The organism is Thiomonas sp., assembly GCF_034007205.1.
Lineage (GTDB): Bacteria > Pseudomonadota > Gammaproteobacteria > Burkholderiales > Burkholderiaceae_C > Thiomonas.
The window spans coordinates 1-15,657 of record NZ_JAVERI010000028.1; the positions used below are offsets into that span (position 1 = coordinate 1).

At 59.8% G+C, this 15,657-nt stretch carries 13 protein-coding genes; 5 read left to right on the plus strand and 8 right to left on the minus strand.

Annotation, left to right across the window (positions count from 1 at the left end; all coding sequences use genetic code 11):
• The 3 genes from RBR52_RS14720 to RBR52_RS14730 all read left to right on the plus strand — a co-directional run.
• On the plus strand, positions 1 to 1,095 hold a 1,095-nt coding region (locus tag RBR52_RS14720), incomplete at its 5' end, for a helicase/relaxase domain-containing protein (protein WP_320378034.1).
• A gap of 315 nt (positions 1,096 to 1,410) precedes the next feature.
• Positions 1,411 to 2,859 carry an alpha,alpha-trehalose-phosphate synthase (UDP-forming) gene (locus RBR52_RS14725; RefSeq protein ID WP_072294934.1) on the plus strand — a complete coding sequence of 483 codons (1,449 nt, stop codon included), beginning with the start codon at positions 1,411 to 1,413 and terminating at the stop codon, positions 2,857 to 2,859.
• On the plus strand, positions 2,859 to 3,206 hold the full coding sequence (locus RBR52_RS14730; protein ID WP_072294933.1) for a hypothetical protein: 348 nt from the start codon (positions 2,859 to 2,861) through the stop codon (positions 3,204 to 3,206). Before RBR52_RS14725 ends, RBR52_RS14730 begins: the two co-directional genes overlap by 1 nt.
• A 9-nt stretch (positions 3,207 to 3,215) precedes the next feature.
• Here the strand turns inward: RBR52_RS14730 and RBR52_RS14735 are convergent, their stop codons facing one another.
• The 8 genes from RBR52_RS14735 to RBR52_RS14770 all read right to left on the minus strand — a co-directional run bounded on the left by RBR52_RS14735 (position 3,216) and on the right by RBR52_RS14770 (position 13,259).
• A complete protein-coding gene (locus RBR52_RS14735; RefSeq protein ID WP_193753905.1) occupies positions 3,216 to 3,599 on the minus strand; it encodes a GNAT family N-acetyltransferase in 384 nt (127 codons plus the stop codon).
• A 106-nt stretch (positions 3,600 to 3,705) separates the two neighbouring features.
• Positions 3,706 to 4,422, minus strand: a complete 717-nt coding sequence (locus RBR52_RS14740; RefSeq protein ID WP_072294932.1) for a response regulator — start codon at positions 4,420 to 4,422, stop codon at positions 3,706 to 3,708.
• A 4-nt stretch (positions 4,423 to 4,426) separates the two neighbouring features.
• Complete coding sequence (locus RBR52_RS14745) at positions 4,427 to 7,144, minus strand: sensor histidine kinase KdpD (RefSeq protein ID WP_320378035.1); 2,718 nt, start codon at positions 7,142 to 7,144, stop codon at positions 4,427 to 4,429.
• 417 nt (positions 7,145 to 7,561) lie between these two features.
• Positions 7,562 to 8,017: a PTS sugar transporter subunit IIA gene (locus RBR52_RS14750; protein ID WP_072294998.1), complete on the minus strand. Its 456-nt coding sequence runs from the start codon at positions 8,015 to 8,017 to the stop codon at positions 7,562 to 7,564.
• Between the two features lie 13 nt (positions 8,018 to 8,030).
• Positions 8,031 to 8,717, minus strand: a complete 687-nt coding sequence (kdpC, locus tag RBR52_RS14755; RefSeq protein WP_083566462.1) for a potassium-transporting ATPase subunit KdpC — start codon at positions 8,715 to 8,717, stop codon at positions 8,031 to 8,033.
• Positions 8,718 to 8,727: 10 nt separating this feature from the next.
• Complete coding sequence (gene kdpB, locus RBR52_RS14760) at positions 8,728 to 10,752, minus strand: potassium-transporting ATPase subunit KdpB (RefSeq protein WP_072294997.1); 2,025 nt, start codon at positions 10,750 to 10,752, stop codon at positions 8,728 to 8,730.
• 13 nt (positions 10,753 to 10,765) lie between these two features.
• The gene (kdpA, locus tag RBR52_RS14765; protein WP_072294996.1) at positions 10,766 to 12,496 is read right to left on the minus strand and encodes a potassium-transporting ATPase subunit KdpA; all 1,731 of its coding nucleotides are present in this window, start codon (positions 12,494 to 12,496) and stop codon (positions 10,766 to 10,768) included.
• Between the two features lie 55 nt (positions 12,497 to 12,551).
• Positions 12,552 to 13,259 (minus strand): TorF family putative porin, encoded by a 708-nt coding sequence (locus RBR52_RS14770; protein ID WP_320378036.1) that lies wholly within the window; start codon positions 13,257 to 13,259, stop codon positions 12,552 to 12,554.
• Between the two features lie 508 nt (positions 13,260 to 13,767).
• On the opposite strand from RBR52_RS14770, the gene RBR52_RS14775 reads away from it, so the two are divergent.
• A complete protein-coding gene (locus RBR52_RS14775; protein WP_072293018.1) occupies positions 13,768 to 14,298 on the plus strand; it encodes a GNAT family N-acetyltransferase in 531 nt (176 codons plus the stop codon).
• A gap of 78 nt (positions 14,299 to 14,376) precedes the next feature.
• Positions 14,377 to 15,648 (plus strand): RimK family protein, encoded by a 1,272-nt coding sequence (locus RBR52_RS14780; RefSeq protein ID WP_320378037.1) that lies wholly within the window; start codon positions 14,377 to 14,379, stop codon positions 15,646 to 15,648.
• Positions 15,649 to 15,657 lie beyond the last annotated feature (9 nt).

The window sequence follows — 15,657 nt, forward strand, 5'->3', positions numbered from 1 at the left end:
AAGCACTCGCTCCAACGCAAGCTGGTCGACGGGCTGCGCTACCTGCTGAAGGAAGAGCTGAAGCTGAACCAGCCCGAAGCCTCCGATGGCTGGCTCACCGAGGACGCGCTGTGGCTGGTGAGCAAGACGGTATCGGACAAGCTGCGCGCGCACCTGCTGTCCCAGGGTGTCGATGGCATCCCTGCGAACAACACCGCGGTGTTCAATGTGCTCCAGGACCACGGCATGTTGCAGCCGACGCTCGACGGCAAGGCCATCTGGCGCGCGACCGTAACCAGTTCGACCGGCTGGTCCCACTCGTTCACCCTGTTGCGGCTGTCACCTGCGCTGATTTGGGAGCCTGGCGAGCGGCCGGTGCCGTTCGCCGGGACGGTGGCGATCGACACGGCTTCTGCGGACAAAGCGGCCGATACGTCGCTCCCACCCCCCACGGCTGATGCGAAGGCCGCCTCGGCAAGCCAAGAGGCGCTGCCATGGGAAGAAGCTGGAAGCACCGCTTCTATTCATCCGCCCAAGCCTCAGGTCATGTCCGACGTCGTCGAGGACATGCTGGCGATGGTGGGAATGGCCTCTGCGCAGGATGTGGAAACTGCCTCACACGATGCGCCCGACATGCGCCCCGACGTGCCCGAGTCAGCCTCGGTAGCGGCGCTGCCTTCGTCACAAACGCCAGCGCCCGCGCTTTCGGCGACGAAGCCTTCGGGCGAGCACTTCATGGCGTGGCTGCGAAAGGGCATCGCTTCGCGGCGCCTCATCATCAACGACGCGAAGGCGCTGGTGCATTCGGTGAGCGATACCGCGTACTTGGTCAGTCCCGGCGTGTTCCAACGGTATGCGCAGGAACATCCACAGGTAAGTGCGCTGGCCAAACAGGAGGAGCAGTCGGATTGGCAATGGGTGCAAAAGCGATTCGAACGATTGCAACTGCATCGCAAGCAACCCAATGGCCTGAACATCTGGATCTGTGATGTGGCTGGACCAAGGAAGGCGCGCCGCCTCCATGGCTACCTTCTAACAGACCCTCTGCAACTGTTCCAGAACCCGCCGCCGAACAATCCGTATCTTTCTCTTGTTCAAGCGAACCACGACCAGTGAAAGTGGATTCGCCCGGTGCAGCCGCCAACGTTGCTCAGCTCAACTGGGCACACCCGCATGCAACCAGCGCGGAATCTGGAGCGGACTTAGCCTCGGCCCAGACGGCGCAACACCAACAAGATACCGGGGTTGCTCGGCGCCTTGTCTCAGCGTCGAACGTTCCGATCCTGCTCCATGTTTACCGCCTAAACAAGGCGGCTCAGGGAATTTATCGCCAAATTTACGGAGCGCGCTCGTCCTCCAACGTAGCATTTCCACCTGTTGCCTAGTTTTTTTGTGCAGTTCCATCGCTGCAGTTGGGAGCAGAGAGGTCGTATGAGCGGCAGGTTGATTGTGCTTTCAAACCGTCTGGCGGATCTACACACTCCAGATGCAGGTGGACTTTCCGTAGCCTTGGGCAAGCTTCTTCGAGAGCATGGTGGATTATGGCTCGGATGGAGCGGGCTGATCACAGCGGAGACAAATGGAGAAAACCGAGTTGAGCGCTCCATTGATGGGAATGTTGAATATCTCTGCGTCAACTTCAGCCAAAAAGAACACGATGGCTACTACAAAAACTATGCCAATGGTCAGCTGTGGCCGTTGCTGCATCAGCGCGTTGATTTGGCAGAATTCGATGGATCAGGCGAGTTGATTTATCGAGCGGTCAATAAGCGATTCGCCAATACACTTACTTCCATCCTTGACGACGACGATATCGTCTGGGTTCATGACTATTATTTCATCACGTTGGCGGAGGAACTGCGCGCGGCCGGAGTCATGAATCGTATCGGCTTTTTTTTCCATACCCCACTACCGCCCTCTGCAACGCTGGCAGCACTGCCGAATCACGAATCGCTTTTTAGCGCGCTGTTTGCCTATGATTTGGTCGGATTTCAGTCGCACGAAGACAAGGAAAACTTTTTATCCTACGTTCGGACCTATTTTGGAGACCAGGCTGTTGAGGGCTCCGTGGTCACACGGCGCGGGAGAACTTTGGTCGACGTCTTCCCTCTCGGGATAGATGTGGAAAACTTCCGAGCATTCGCGCAATCCCAGGGTTCACAAGAGGCTTTGCAAAGAATTCAGCAGGAGTACTCAAGACGCAAACTCCTCATCGGTATCGACCCCTTGGACTACGCCAAAGGCATTCCTCATCGAGTTCGAGGTTTTGGTGAGTTCTTAAATAAGTTTCCTGAGTTCCGTTCTTGCGCCACCTTGATTCAGGTCGCATTCCCCGCAAGCGACGAAACCAATTCTTGCACCGATATGCAAAGTGAAATTGAATCTTTGTGCGGCGCGCTCAACGGGGACATAGGGGAACTGAATTGGGCGCCTGTTCGCTACATCCACAGGACGCTGAGCCGCGAGGAACTTGCCGGACTCTATCAAGCAGCGCAGGTTGCGCTCGTAACCCCGCTTAGAGACGGCGTGAGTTTGGTGGCAAAAGAGTTTGTCGCGGCACAGAACCCCGATGCCCCCGGGGTTCTGGTTCTCTCGAAGTTTACGGGGGATGCCGAACAAATGCCGGCTGCCCTGGCTGTCAACCCCTACGACAAGGAGTCCATGGCCTATGTCATGCACCGCGCTCTCACCATGCCTCTTGCTGAGCGACAAGAGCGGCACCGAGCGTTGATGGAAACAATTAGTCGGTATGACGCACGCTGGTTGTGCGACCGGTTTCTGCGAGCATTGAGTCGGCCTGACCCAGCCCCGCAGCCGAAGATAAAAAATCTTCTAAGCAAGGTTTTGCGGCACCGCGAAACGGATTCTGGTCGATTCTGATGAGCGCGGCAGCTGCGTTCTTCTGGACTCTTGCCGGGGTGCACGTGCTCCTTGCCATGCGAATCCAAGTGAGGGCTGCGGTGCTTCGATCACAAAACGGGCTCAGGCACGCCAATAGCCAGCGTAAGGATAGTTGGCTATCGACGGCCCTTATGCTCGCTGCGATTCTATTTGACGAGACATCTTTGGCAGGATGGGCCTACCTCAAAATCAAGGAATTCATGGTTTCCTCGTTTGGCAACATGCCGAACGTGACGGGCGTCATCTATCTGTTGGGCACCATCACCATGGCTTGGCTCATCAAGCGCGCGATACAGCGGTTAAACCTACCGCCCGCCCAGTGGTAAGAATGCCGATCAGCACTCGACGATATGCGACTCACCCAGCTCTTTTGTCATGACAGTGAGCGTCAATCCGGGGATGTAGTTGCACAGATGATGCGTGACTCGATAGCCCCTCGCCAAGTAAATCCGAGCCGTCTTCCTCGATAGCGTTTCAATCTGAGATTCGACGCAACCTCCATCCCTTGCCGCGGATTCGACCGCTTGAAGCAAATTGGAACCGATGCCCTGGCCGCGAAATCGGCTGTCCACCCACAGGTACTCGACGTACAAGCGGTCTTTCTCGATACGGCCGCACACTCCGCCCACGAGCGTATCTTTAATGCGGGCGCTGAGGCCAATGGCCCGCGGCATACCCACGCCTACCGGCGCGCGGTCATGGCGAAGGACTTCATTCACGATGTGCTGCCGCTCATCGACCGACAACGATTTCGAATACTCTATATGCATAACTTCATGCGCGACACACGAATGACTGGATGGCTCTGTTGCCAACTCAACGCATTCAGATCCGCTCCTTACCGACGAACCTCAATCCGACACCCGGCTCTGTCACGATGTATGTTGGCGCCGATGCGTCGTCCCCCAGCTTGTTTCGCAACTTCCCCACGAGAATCCGCAGGTAGTGCGCATCTTCCTCGTGGGTCGGGCCCCACACCTCTTTCAAAAGCTGAGGCTGTGGCACCAGACGGCCTGCTTGCTCGACCAGGAGGGCCAGCAACGCGAACTCCTTACGGGTGAGGGTGACGACCTGCCCCTGGAGCTTTACCTCGCGCTGGGAAAGGTCGATGTGCAGATTCCCGTCATCGTAGATGGGCCCTGTCTCGCTACGCAGTCCACTCACCCTGAGAAACGCGCGAATGCGTGCCATGAGTTCCTCGATCCCGAAGGGCTTGGTCACATAGTCATTGGCACCGGCGTCGAGCAACGCGACTTTCCCCTCCTCGTCCGAGCGAACGGTCAGGACGATGACCGGGACCCGTGACCACCGACGCAGCTCTTTGAGAACATCCTCGCCATCGCGATCTGGAAGTCCGAGGTCCAGCACCACGATGTCAGCCCCTTTCCCCGCGAGCATGCTCAAGCCTTCCTGGCCAGTCGCAGCCAGCAACGTGAGATAGCCTTGCGATCGAAGACTGATGTCGATGAATTTGCGAATATGCGGCTCGTCGTCGATCACAAGAACGCGCGGCGCGGGCGCGGAATCGATAGCTGCACTCATGGTCTCATTCCTCGCTCGGCTGCTCGCCCATGGGCAACGTCAGCCGAATCAATGTGCCTCGTCCCTGCGGACCGGGCAACGCTTCTACTTTTCCCATATGGGCACCCACGATGCCCTGCACAATCGTCAGGCCAAGGCCCGTCCCCTGTTTTCCGCGATCACCGCGCTCCATGCTGTAGAACATGTCGAAGATCCTGCGTCGCTCGTCCTCCGGGATACCTGGCCCGCGGTCCGAAATGTCGATGCGCACTGCGTTGCCATCAGCTGGCCTGGCTTGAACACTGATCGGTTCGCCCGGTGGGGAAAACTTGGCGGCGTTCTCCATGACATTGAAGATGGCCTGTTCGATCAATGCCGGATGAACATGGATCAGGCCGATTTCGGGATCGATGTCGCTCTCCACCTTCACTGTCGGCTCATAGCGCTGCAGACGCCGCGAGGCAGAACCGATCAACTCATCCACGCCAATCCAGTCGCGCGACAGGGTGAGGCCCTGCTGGCCCAGCCGGGTCATGTCCAGCAGGTTTTGAATGTAGCGATCCAGTCGCTCACCCTCGACGCTGATGGTTTCCAGCAGACTTTGGCGATCTTCTGAACTCATATCCTTGCCATAACGGGACAGGCTATCGGCCGCACCGATCATGGAAGAGAGTGGTGAGCGCAAGTCGTGGGACACCGACGACAGCAAGGCCGAGCGCAACCGCTCCGTCTCGCCCGTCACTCGGGCCACCTCAAGTTCCGAGACCAGCCGGGCGCGCAGCGCTGCCTGACCGATGTCTTCCGTCATGCTTTCGGCCAGACGCCGCTGCTCGAATGAGAGCCGCCCCATCGCCGAAGGAAATCGCAATCCCACGACGCCGATGGTGTCCTGATCGGAACGGATCGGCAGGAACCACCAAGCGGAATTGGTCAGGGTGTCCGTATAACGGCCACTGGCCTGGCCATGCTGCTGAGACCAGTCGGCAGCGACCATATCTTTCTCTGACAGTTCGCCTTGGACTGCGGTTGGACCAGATTCGCCATTGATACGCAGCCAAGCCTGGGCGTTCAAACTCGACTGGAGCACGGAGGAACTGGCGGAGATGACCTGCCCAAGATCGGCCGCCTTGGACAATTGCCGGGCCATATTCTGCATGGCCGTCGCATGAGTGTTCGCGGCGCGCAACGAGATCACCTGCATTCTCAACCGCGAAGCCAATCGTCCGGCGATCAAGGCGGCGGTCATGAAGAGCAGCACGGTGGCCACACCTCGCTGCGCGCTGATGAACAATGTAAAGCGCGGTTCGATGAACAGAAAGTCATACGCAACGAAGCACAGTACCGCGGTGATGACCGCTGCGACCATGCGCGTCCTCGAAGCCACCAGCAAGACGGCGACCAGGAACACCGTGGAAAGATCCTCCAGCCCTACGAAGCGCTCTGCGATGAACGCCGCAATCACGGCCCCGACGGTGGCCAGCAGGATCAGCCCAGGTTCGCCCTTGGCCAAACGCTCCCCCCTCAAATCGTAGAGTCCCCGGGATTTCTGCCTCGCTTGCGGCGTGCTGACAATGGTGAGTTCGTAGCGAGCCCCCCTTTGCAGCAGCTGTTGAGTCAGCGTTCGATTGAAAATTCTCGCGATGGGGCGCTCGCGCGTGCGACCGATCACAATGGACCGAGCACCTCGCGCAGCTGCGGCATCCAGCAGCCCCTGCGTGATGTCCGTGTTTCGCAGCAACTCTGTCTCCCCACCCAGGCTTCGAGCCAGAGCAAAGGCCTTGTCGAGTTCCATCTGGCGCTGCTGCTCGGAGCGTGCCATCGAATTGAACTGTGATGAAGCCCGGTCGAGGTCCTCGGCATGAAGCGCAGCTTCAGCCGAATGACCCGTGTCCACCGACACCACAGACCAAGGCGCGCCGCGGCGCTCAGCGATCCGCGCGCCGGCGCGCACCAGATACTCCGATTGGCCTTTACCATCGATGGCAATGAGCACATGACGCTGGATGCCAACGCCGGACAGACCGCGAGCTGTTTGCTTTTCACGCAGATCGGCATCCACGTGTTCAGCAACGGTCTGCATGGCCAGTTCGCGAAGCGCTGTGAGGTTGGAAGGCGAGAAGAATCCCTGAAGCGCCTGCATCGCCTGCTCAGGGAGATAAACCTTGCCTTGGTTGAGGCGTTCGATCAGCTCCTGTGCTGGGAGGTCAACCAGCCGGATGTCCCGCAGGCGCTCGAATACCGAATCCGGAACTGTTTCGCTGACGCGAATTCCAGTGATCTGATGCACCACGTCATTCAAACTCTCCAGGTGCTGAATGTTGACCGTGGTATAGACGTCGATGCCCGCGTCCAGGAGTTCCTCGACATCCTGCCAGCGACGTTCATGGCGACTGCCGGGCGCATTGCGATGCGCCAATTCGTCCACAAGGGCGATGGCGGGCTTGCGCGCCAGGAGACCATCGAGGTCCATCTCTTCGAGCGTTCGCCCCTGATACTCGACCTTTTTTCGTGCCAGATGGGGCAAGCCATCCGCCATTGCCTGCGTCTCACCGCGGCCATGTGTCTCAACGATACCGATGAGCACGTCAACGCCCTGGCGATGCAGGTCTCGCGCACGCGCCAGCATGGCGTAGGTCTTCCCTACACCAGGGGCAGCGCCCAGGAAAACAGTCAGTCTGCCGGCAGCCTGGCGCCGTAGTTCTCCAACGAGGGCGTCAGCTTTTTCTGTATTCTCAGACCCCATGGCTACCTTTTCAATTCACTGTGCATTCAGAACGGTAAGTCGGAAGTTCGCGGTGTGCAAGCAAGGCCGCGATTTAAGGCTGGTGCCATGCGCGGGCGGCCAAAGCAGCCGAGGGCATCGGCTGAAACAGCAGGATCACTTCCCGCCTGTGACCCCGTCCCAGTAACAGCGCGAAATCCAAGGCGCGAACTCCGCTGATGACAATCCGCATGGGTTGCCGAAATCCAGCACAGAACATGCGGACCACCGCCCGACCCACGGTGTTGGCGGGAAAGAACGATTGGAACAAGCGCCCGCCAGGCCTGCTGTTCGTCGTGACGGCAATGCGATCGACCTCGCAGGCGATGCCCACGCACATCACCGATGATCCCTCATACCCTGAGCCATCATCGGTATGGGCTCCTTGCTGTGCTCTTCTCAATGTGGCCAGTTCGCAATGACTTCCATGACTTGACCCGGTTCCTCGCATGTGTGCAGCGCCTTTCTGAACGCCTTCTCCGAAAAAAGTGAAGCGACGTGAGCAAGCACGTCCAGATGCTCCTGCGTCGCGGGCGCAGGCACCATCAGCGCCACGATGTCCGAAACCGGCTCACCGTCGGGACTGTCGAACACGAGCGCCGGAGCCAACCTGAGGTAGAGCAGACGAATCCGCTCCAGCTCGTTCACACGGGCATGCGGAATCGCTACGCCACAACCAAGTGCCGTTGATCCAGCCGCTTCACGGCGATGGAGTGCCGATGCAACCGACTCCGCCGATATCCCATGAAGGGCCTGCATGTGCTGACCGATGGCCTCGAAGACTTCGCGCTTGCTCGCGGCCTTGAGGCCCAACAGGATGTCTCTTTCATCCAGGTGCTTGCTCAACGTGCTCATGCGCCTCCCGTTCTTATCGTTGAGGAACCGCCGATTCGCTCTGTGCCCCCGCCGCAGGGGTGGCCGGGGCCGCCTTGTGCGCATCCAGAGCGAGATTGAGCTTCAGTACGTTGACCCGTGCCTGCCCCAGCACACCGAGTTGTTTGTTCTCCGTGTATTGGACGACGAGCCCTTCGACAATGCTCGGCTCCAGGCCGCGCGCACGAGCCACCCGCGCGACCTGGACCGAGGCACCTTCGGGGCTGACGTGCGGGTCGATGCCTCCTCCAGACTGGGTGATCAGGTCGTTCGGCACCGCGGATGGCTCGATGCCCTCACGCTGGGCGACGGCCGCGCGCGTTTCTTCCAGGCGCTTGCGCATGTCTGGGTTGGTCCGCGCCTGGTTGCTGCCAGCCAGTGACATCGTGTTGTAGCTGGCGGCAGAGGGGCGTGGCTGGAAGTACCGCTCGCTGACGAAGGGCTGGGCTACCAGTTCGGAGCCAATCACCTTGCCATCGAGTTCGACGATGCTGCCGTTGGCGGTTGAGGGAAACAGCGCCTGCCCGATGCCAACGCCGGCGAGCGAGTAGAGAAAGCCGAAGCCAGCCAGGGAGAGAACCGTCAACCCGATAGCGCCACGCCAGACCCCACGGTCTGCTACCGGTGTGTCATCAGGACGGCCCTTGTGTGCCCGAGAAGTGAGAGAAGTTGTCATGGTCATGGGAAGTTCCTCAGACGTTGAACAAGGCCGACAGAATCACGTCGATGAGCTTGATCGCGATGAATGGAAGCACCACGCCACCCACGCCGTAGATCAGCATGTTGTTGCGCAGCAGATGGGTGGCGCTGGCCGGCTTGAAGCGAACACCACGCAATGCCAGCGGAATCAGCGCGGGAATGATGAGCGCGTTGAAGATCAGCGCCGACAGCACGGCACTGGTCGGGCTCGTCAGGTTCATCACGTTGAGCGCCGCCATCGACGGAATGGCCGCAGCGAACAGCGCCGGCAGGATGGCGAAGTACTTCGACACGTCATTGGCCAGCGAGAACGTCGTCAGCGCACCGCGTGTGATGAGCTGCTGCTTGCCGATCTCGACCACCGCGAGCAACTTGGCCGGGTCGGAGTCCAGATCGACCATGTTGCCGGCTTCCTTGGCGGCCTGCGTGCCGGAGTTCATGGCCAGACCCACGTCGGCCTGGGCCAGCGCCGGTGCGTCGTTGGTGCCATCACCCACCATCGCCACGAGGCGTCCGCCAGCCTGCTCCGCGCGGATACGGGCGAGTTTGTCTTCCGGCTTTGCCTCGGCGATGTAGTCGTCCACGCCGGCATCGGCGGCGATGTTGGCTGCGGTCAGTTTGTTGTCGCCGGTGATCATGACGGTCTTTACCCCCATCTCGCGCAGGCGGGCAAAGCGTTCCTTGATGCCGCGCTTGATGACGTCTGACAGTTCGATGACGCCGAGCACGTGCCTGCCGTCGCTCACCACCAGAGGCGTTGCCCCCTTGCGAGCGACATCATTGACACGCGCTTCGAGTTCGGCCGGAACGTGGCCGTCCAGCGACTTGACATGCTTGATGATGGCGTCGATGGCCCCCTTGCGGATCACACGCTCACCCGGCAGGTCCACACCTGACATCCGGGTTTGCGCGGTAAAGGCCACGAAGTGCGCCTGTTCCGGATCGACGAGCTTCTCACCCTTCTCGCGAGCGAGCTTGACGATCGACTTGCCTTCCGGCGTGGGATCGGCCAGCGAGGCCAGCAGAGCGGCCTGACGCAGCTGGGTGCCGTCCACACCTGCAAGCGCATGGAACGCCGTGGCCTGACGATCGCCGTAGGTGATCGTGCCCGTCTTGTCCAGGAGCAACACGTCCACATCGCCTGCCACCTCCACGGCTTTACCGGACTTGGCCAGCACGTTGGCCTTGAGCGCGCGGTTCATGCCTGCGATGCCAATGGCAGGCAACAGGCCGCCAATGGTCGTGGGGATGAGGCAGACCAGCAGCGCCACCAGCAGCACCACGTTGATCTCGACGCCGACGAAACCGCCGATAAAGGGCAGCGTGACGACCACGATCAAGAAGGTCAGGGTCAGGACGGCGAGCACGATGCCCAGGGCGATTTCGTTGGGCGTTTTTTGCCGATTGGAGCCTTCGACCAGCGAGATCATGCGGTCCAGGAAGCTGTGGCCCGGCTCTGCCGTGACGCGCACGACGATGCGGTCGGACAGCACCTTGGTGCCGCCGATCACGCCGGAGCGGTCAGTGCCGGCTTCACGCAGCACCGGCGCCGATTCGCCGGTCACGGCCGCCTCGTTGATGGTCGCCACGCCTTCGACGATTTCACCGTCGGCTGGCACCAGTTGGCCTTCCTCCACGACCACCAGATCGTCGGGCCGAAGCTCGGTAGCAGGCACCGTGGTTTCCTTGCCCGCCTTGTCGAGCCGACGGGCGACCAAATCCTTGCGCGCACGGCGCAAAGAGGCCGCCTGACCGCGCCCACGCGCCTCGGCGACGGCTTCGGCGAAGTTCGCGAACAGAACGGTCACCAGCAGGATCAGCGTCACGGACCAGCCGAAGCCGGCGGTCGTCCATCCTGCGAGGGTAGCAATGGCCGTCAAGACCGTACCGAGCCAGACGACGGCCATCACGGGATTCTTCACGGCGTGCTGGGGCGCCAGCTTCTTGAATGAATCGATGAGCGCAGGCTTGAAGCTGTGGCCTTCGGTCACCGGGGCGTTTGCATGTGTGGTACTCATTTTCAGATTCCCTTTACCGAGCCAGCAGTTCGGTCAGCAGCAAATGGTCAGCCACAGGGCCAAGGACCAGCACTGGCATGAACTGCAACAGCGTGAGGATGATGACGATGCCAATCAGCGTCAGAGCGAATGTCGGCGTCTCGACGTGCAAGGTGCCGGAGCCTTCCGGTGCGCGCCGCTTGGATGCCAGCATCGCGGAGATGGCCAGCGGGATCACCAGCGAGGGGAAGCGCCCCAGGGCCAGCACGATCGCGCAGCTCACGTTCCACCACACCGTGGCGTCACCCAGGCCCTCGAAGCCCGATCCGTTGTTGGCGAAAGCCGAGACGTATTCGTAGAAGACTTGGCTGATTCCGTGAAAGCCGGGATTCGAGTTCCCTGTAATACTGGGGATAGCCAGCGTGATCGCGGTAAAGCCAAGGATCACGAGCGGCTGCAGCAGCACCAGAATCGCCAGCAGTTTGACTTCCGGCCCCTCGATCTTTCGGCCAAACAATTCCGGCGTGCGGCCGGTCATCAGGCCGGCCAGGAAGACCGCCAACATCAGGTAGACCAGGAACTGCATCAGGCCGCAGCCCACACCGCCCCAGATGGCGTTGATCAGCATGTTGATCATCGACATCATGCCGGTGAGCGGCGCCGAGGAATCCAGCATCAAATTGACCGAGCCATTGTTGATCTGCGTTGTGGTGGATGCCCACAAGGCCGATGCTTCAGCACCCAGCCGAACCTCCTTGCCTTCCATCAGCGCGACATCCAGCGTGGTCGCGGAATTGTTCTCCGACCACAGGCTGATGCCAGCCGTCAGCACCGACATGGTGAGCATCGTGCCGAGGACCATCGCGCCGAACTTGCGCCGGCCCGTGAACGGCGCCACCATGAAAATGATCGAGACCGGGATAAGGGCAATCGCAAACACTTCGAGGAAGTTGCTCAGCGGTGTCGGGTTCTCCAGCGGAACCGTGCTGTTGGGGCCGTACCAGCCACCGCCGTTGCTGCCCAATTGCTTGATGGCCACCATCGGGGAGACCGGGCCCAGCGGGATCTTTTGTTCCTTGAACTCGGCCGTGGCCTCCACTGGACTTGCGACGGGGCCGGCGGCCAGCGTCGCTGGAACGCCTTGCCAGGTCAGGAGCGCCGACAATACCAGGCACAGCGGAAGCACGAAGCGCAGCGTTGCCCGCGTCACGTCGGCCCAGTAGTTGCCGACATCAACGACGACCTTGGCATCTGTCGCTTTGACTTGGGCGGAATCCTGCGACATGGCCTGCCGGCCACCGAACAAACCGCGCAGCGTGGCCGCCACCATCGCCAAGCCCATGACAGGCGTGACGACCTGCAGGCCGACGATGCCGGTCATCTGCGACAGGTAGGACAGTTGTGCTTGGCCCGAGTAGTGCTGCTGGTTGGTGTTCGTGAGGAACGAAACCATGGTGTGCAGGGCCAGGTCCCAGCTCATGTTCGGCACGCCGTCCGGGTTGAGCGGAAGCCAGGCCTGCGTCATGAAGATCACCCACACCACAATTGCGAGTAGCAGGTTGGACAGCAGGAATGCGCCCGCATACCCACGCCAGCTCATGCCGACATGAGGGCGGGTGCCAAGCGCTGCATAAATGGGGCGCTCGATCCATGAGAACAGCGCATCGCTGCGCATGGGGGCGCCACGCATGACCGCGGCAAGATAGCGCCCCAAAGGCCAGCCCACAACGAGGAGCAGGGAAAGTAGGAGAAGTGGCTCAACCATGATTTGATACTCCGTGGATGCCAGCGAGGCGTGAGGTCAAAGACATGGGGAACTCCTAGAAGGACGCCTGCAGCGCAAATTCCGCGCGCGAGCCAGCCATGCCGGGGAACAACTGCTTGGTCGCCGAGTCGGTGCCATGCAAGGTCAGGCGAGCCTCGAAGGGCGCCTTGAACGCCCAGACGACGCCAATGGAGCCGTGGGTGTAGCTCTTCGCATAGGTGCTATCGAGGAAGTAGCGCGCCAGGGTTCCCTCGACCCGCCATGTGTCGTTGATCGGGTAGCGCGCACCTACGAGTGCATAGGTGCCGGTGGTCTTGCTTGCCATGGCGTTCGTGGAATGCCCCACGGCGACCCAGTAGTTGTCGCGCCAGGTCACGGCGGCATTGACCTCGTTCCAGTTCAGGTTCACATCGGAGCCCGGGTACTGGTAGCGCAGGTAGTAGACGTCGAGCGCCCAGTCCTGGGCGACTTTGCCGCTCCAGCCCAGCGCAATGTCGAACTCACTCGACGCGCCGTTGTCGGGCTTGAACTTGACGTTCGAACCCCACACCGAGGCATAGAGACCGGACTCGTGGGCGTACTTGAACGACCCTTGAATGGCGGGCTTCTCGCGGGTCTGGGAAGACCCTCGCCACACGTAGTCGGAAGTCAAGGCCACGCTGCCAGTGACTTGTGCGGTTGCTACAGACGGCAGCGTAGCAACCATGACACCGCCGCATACCGCAGCGACGCCCGCCAGGGACTTGAAGATTTGAGCGCGCATGTTCTTTTTCGCAATCGAATGGCGAAATTGCCATGCAGCAGTATTCGCCTAAGTCCTTGGTCGCGTCATAACTTCTGCGTAAATTTGATGAGGGGTGCCGCTTGAGAAGCCCTGCGGCAGGGAGTCAGTGTTACGGGAACGCCTCGCGGCACCGCCTACAGGGCGAGACTTTATGCCGAATTTACGACGCTCTTGACCGCCGCGGCGTATGGTTTAGGTGACTATCAAGGACCATCGGACGCCCCCCCCAGTGCCTCAATTCCTCCAGGACATTACCTTTGTAGCCGTCGTCGTCGTCGGGTTCATCGCGTTCTTCCGCTTGGCCAACCGCGTCGAGAAATGGCGCGCGAACCGATCAGCGCCCAAGCATTTGGAATCTCATCGTGTTGAATGAGTTTCTACACTTCATGCTGGCTATTCTCGCCATTGTGGTTCCGCTGCTTCTTGCATGGGTGCTCATTGAGTACCCCACGCGCCGCAAGCGAAGTTCGAGTTCTTCACAAAGCAGATGACAAAAACCCGCATTAGGCTGGCCGACCACCAGGATATCGAGCAGCTCATAGAGCTTGAAGAACAATCGTTCGCTTTTGATCGAATATCGCGAAGAAGCTGGCGCGCCCTATCAAAGAGTGCCTCGGCCATTGTACTGGTGGCAGAGGCAGGCGCCATGGTCGTAGGTAGTGCGGTAATTCTCATGCGCAAGCGATCTCAGATTGCTCGCCTTTATTCGATTGCCGTCAAGAGCGGCTGCCAACGCTCCGGAATCGGCCACCTTCTCACAAATGAAGTTTCCCGCGCAGCAACGGCGCACGGTTGCACCGAAGTGCGTCTGGAAAGTCGCATTGACAATGTGCGCGCGCACGCGCTATTTCGCGCACTAGGCTACACGCCATTTGGTGCTCCAATCCGCAATTACTACGCCGATGGCGCGAGTGCCATCCGTTTTCGCAAGCAGTTGCGTCCTGATATCGCCACGAAAGCGGCCGTCAGGAAAGCGGACAATTCAAACATCGACTGGAACCAGGCGCCGCCTGGTTAGGCCACGCAGTTCGAGCGCCCCCCATTCCGGCCATGATCGATGGCCGGAGCAACGATTCTTTTGCATTTAGAGCTCCCAATGAATTCGGACCATCTGATCATCGTCGAGAAACCAAGCGATTTTCGCTGGAGCGACCCAGACATGGAGGTCGTCACGGCAGAACACTTCCTTGCGGATGGCCCGCGAATACGAAGCCGGCCGCGCAAGATCATCAATTTGTGCCGTAGCTACAGTTACCTGAGTGTCGGGTACTACTGTTCGCTGCTCGCGGAGGCTCGCGGAGATCGAGTGACTCCGAGCGTCGAAACCATCCTGGATCTCGCACGCCGCAAGCCGCAGGCAAGCATGCTGCCGACGCTGAACTCCCTTGTCGGCCCGCTGAAAGAGGTTCCTCGATCAGTCCGCAGCCTCACCCTGCACGTGTTCTTCGGAGAAATAGAGGACCCGCAGCTTGCCAATCTTGCCCGCAAGAGCTTCGAAATGTTCCAGTGCCCGCTATTGGAGATTGAAGTGGAGCGCGCAGCCAAGTCGGAAGTGTGGGAGGTCGCGGCCATACAACCGCTCAAGCCTGCGGACATCAGTGCGGAACAGGATGGCGTCTTTACGCGAGGCCTCGCCAAGTTCACCCGAAGGACCTGGAATCCAGCTCCGCGACCCCGCACGTACCGCATGGCGGTCGCCATACTGCATGACCCGAAAGATCCTCTGCCTCCATCGAACCTGAAAACACTGAGCAAGATTGTCGATATTGGAGAAGAGCTTGATATTTCCGTCGAATTGATCGAAAAGAAAGATTTTTCTCGCTTGACCCAATTCGATGCCTTGTTCATCCGGGAAACGACTGCAGTATCTGATCACACGTTCCAGTTTGCACGCAAGGCAGAAATGGCCAATATGCCTGTGATTGACGATCCAACGTCGATCTTGCGATGCACCAACAAGGCGTATCTTGCAGAACTTCTGAAAGGCCACGACGTGCCGACACCTCAGACGTTCTTGTTGAGCAAGCACAGTCTGAACACGGCGGCCAGATTGCTGCCTTATCCGGTGGTGCTGAAGGTGCCTGATGGCGCCTTTAGTCTCAGCGTCAAAAAGGCGGAGGACGCGACGCAATTGGTTGAGATCGCGCGTGAAATGCTCAAGGAATCCGACGTCATTCTGGCACAGGAGTTCATGTATACACCCTTCGATTGGCGGATCGGTGTTTTGGATGGCAAGCCGTTATTCGCGGCGGCCCTTCGTCGTTTAGTGTGGAATGCAACAATCACAATGGTTGATGGTGGTCGGGGCCGGTGGACATGTGGGCAAGGCGCGAAGCGGCTTGTCCACATGTCCACCGGGCGGCATTGAATGGATGAA

Coding starts and splice junctions, on each gene's coding strand:
- RBR52_RS14725 (WP_072294934.1), top strand. CDS start 1,411: ATGAGCGGCAGGTTGATTGTGCTTTCAAACCGTCTGGCGGATCTACAC.
- RBR52_RS14730 (WP_072294933.1), top strand. CDS start 2,859: ATGAGCGCGGCAGCTGCGTTCTTCTGGACTCTTGCCGGGGTGCACGTG.
- RBR52_RS14740 (WP_072294932.1), bottom strand. CDS start 4,422: ATGAGTGCAGCTATCGATTCCGCGCCCGCGCCGCGCGTTCTTGTGATC.
- RBR52_RS14745 (WP_320378035.1), bottom strand. CDS start 7,144: ATGGGGTCTGAGAATACAGAAAAAGCTGACGCCCTCGTTGGAGAACTA.
- RBR52_RS14750 (WP_072294998.1), bottom strand. CDS start 8,017: ATGAGCACGTTGAGCAAGCACCTGGATGAAAGAGACATCCTGTTGGGC.
- kdpC (WP_083566462.1), bottom strand. CDS start 8,717: ATGACCATGACAACTTCTCTCACTTCTCGGGCACACAAGGGCCGTCCT.
- kdpB (WP_072294997.1), bottom strand. CDS start 10,752: ATGAGTACCACACATGCAAACGCCCCGGTGACCGAAGGCCACAGCTTC.
- kdpA (WP_072294996.1), bottom strand. CDS start 12,496: ATGGTTGAGCCACTTCTCCTACTTTCCCTGCTCCTCGTTGTGGGCTGG.
- RBR52_RS14770 (WP_320378036.1), bottom strand. CDS start 13,259: ATGCGCGCTCAAATCTTCAAGTCCCTGGCGGGCGTCGCTGCGGTATGC.
- RBR52_RS14775 (WP_072293018.1), top strand. CDS start 13,768: ATGACAAAAACCCGCATTAGGCTGGCCGACCACCAGGATATCGAGCAG.
- RBR52_RS14780 (WP_320378037.1), top strand. CDS start 14,377: ATGAATTCGGACCATCTGATCATCGTCGAGAAACCAAGCGATTTTCGC.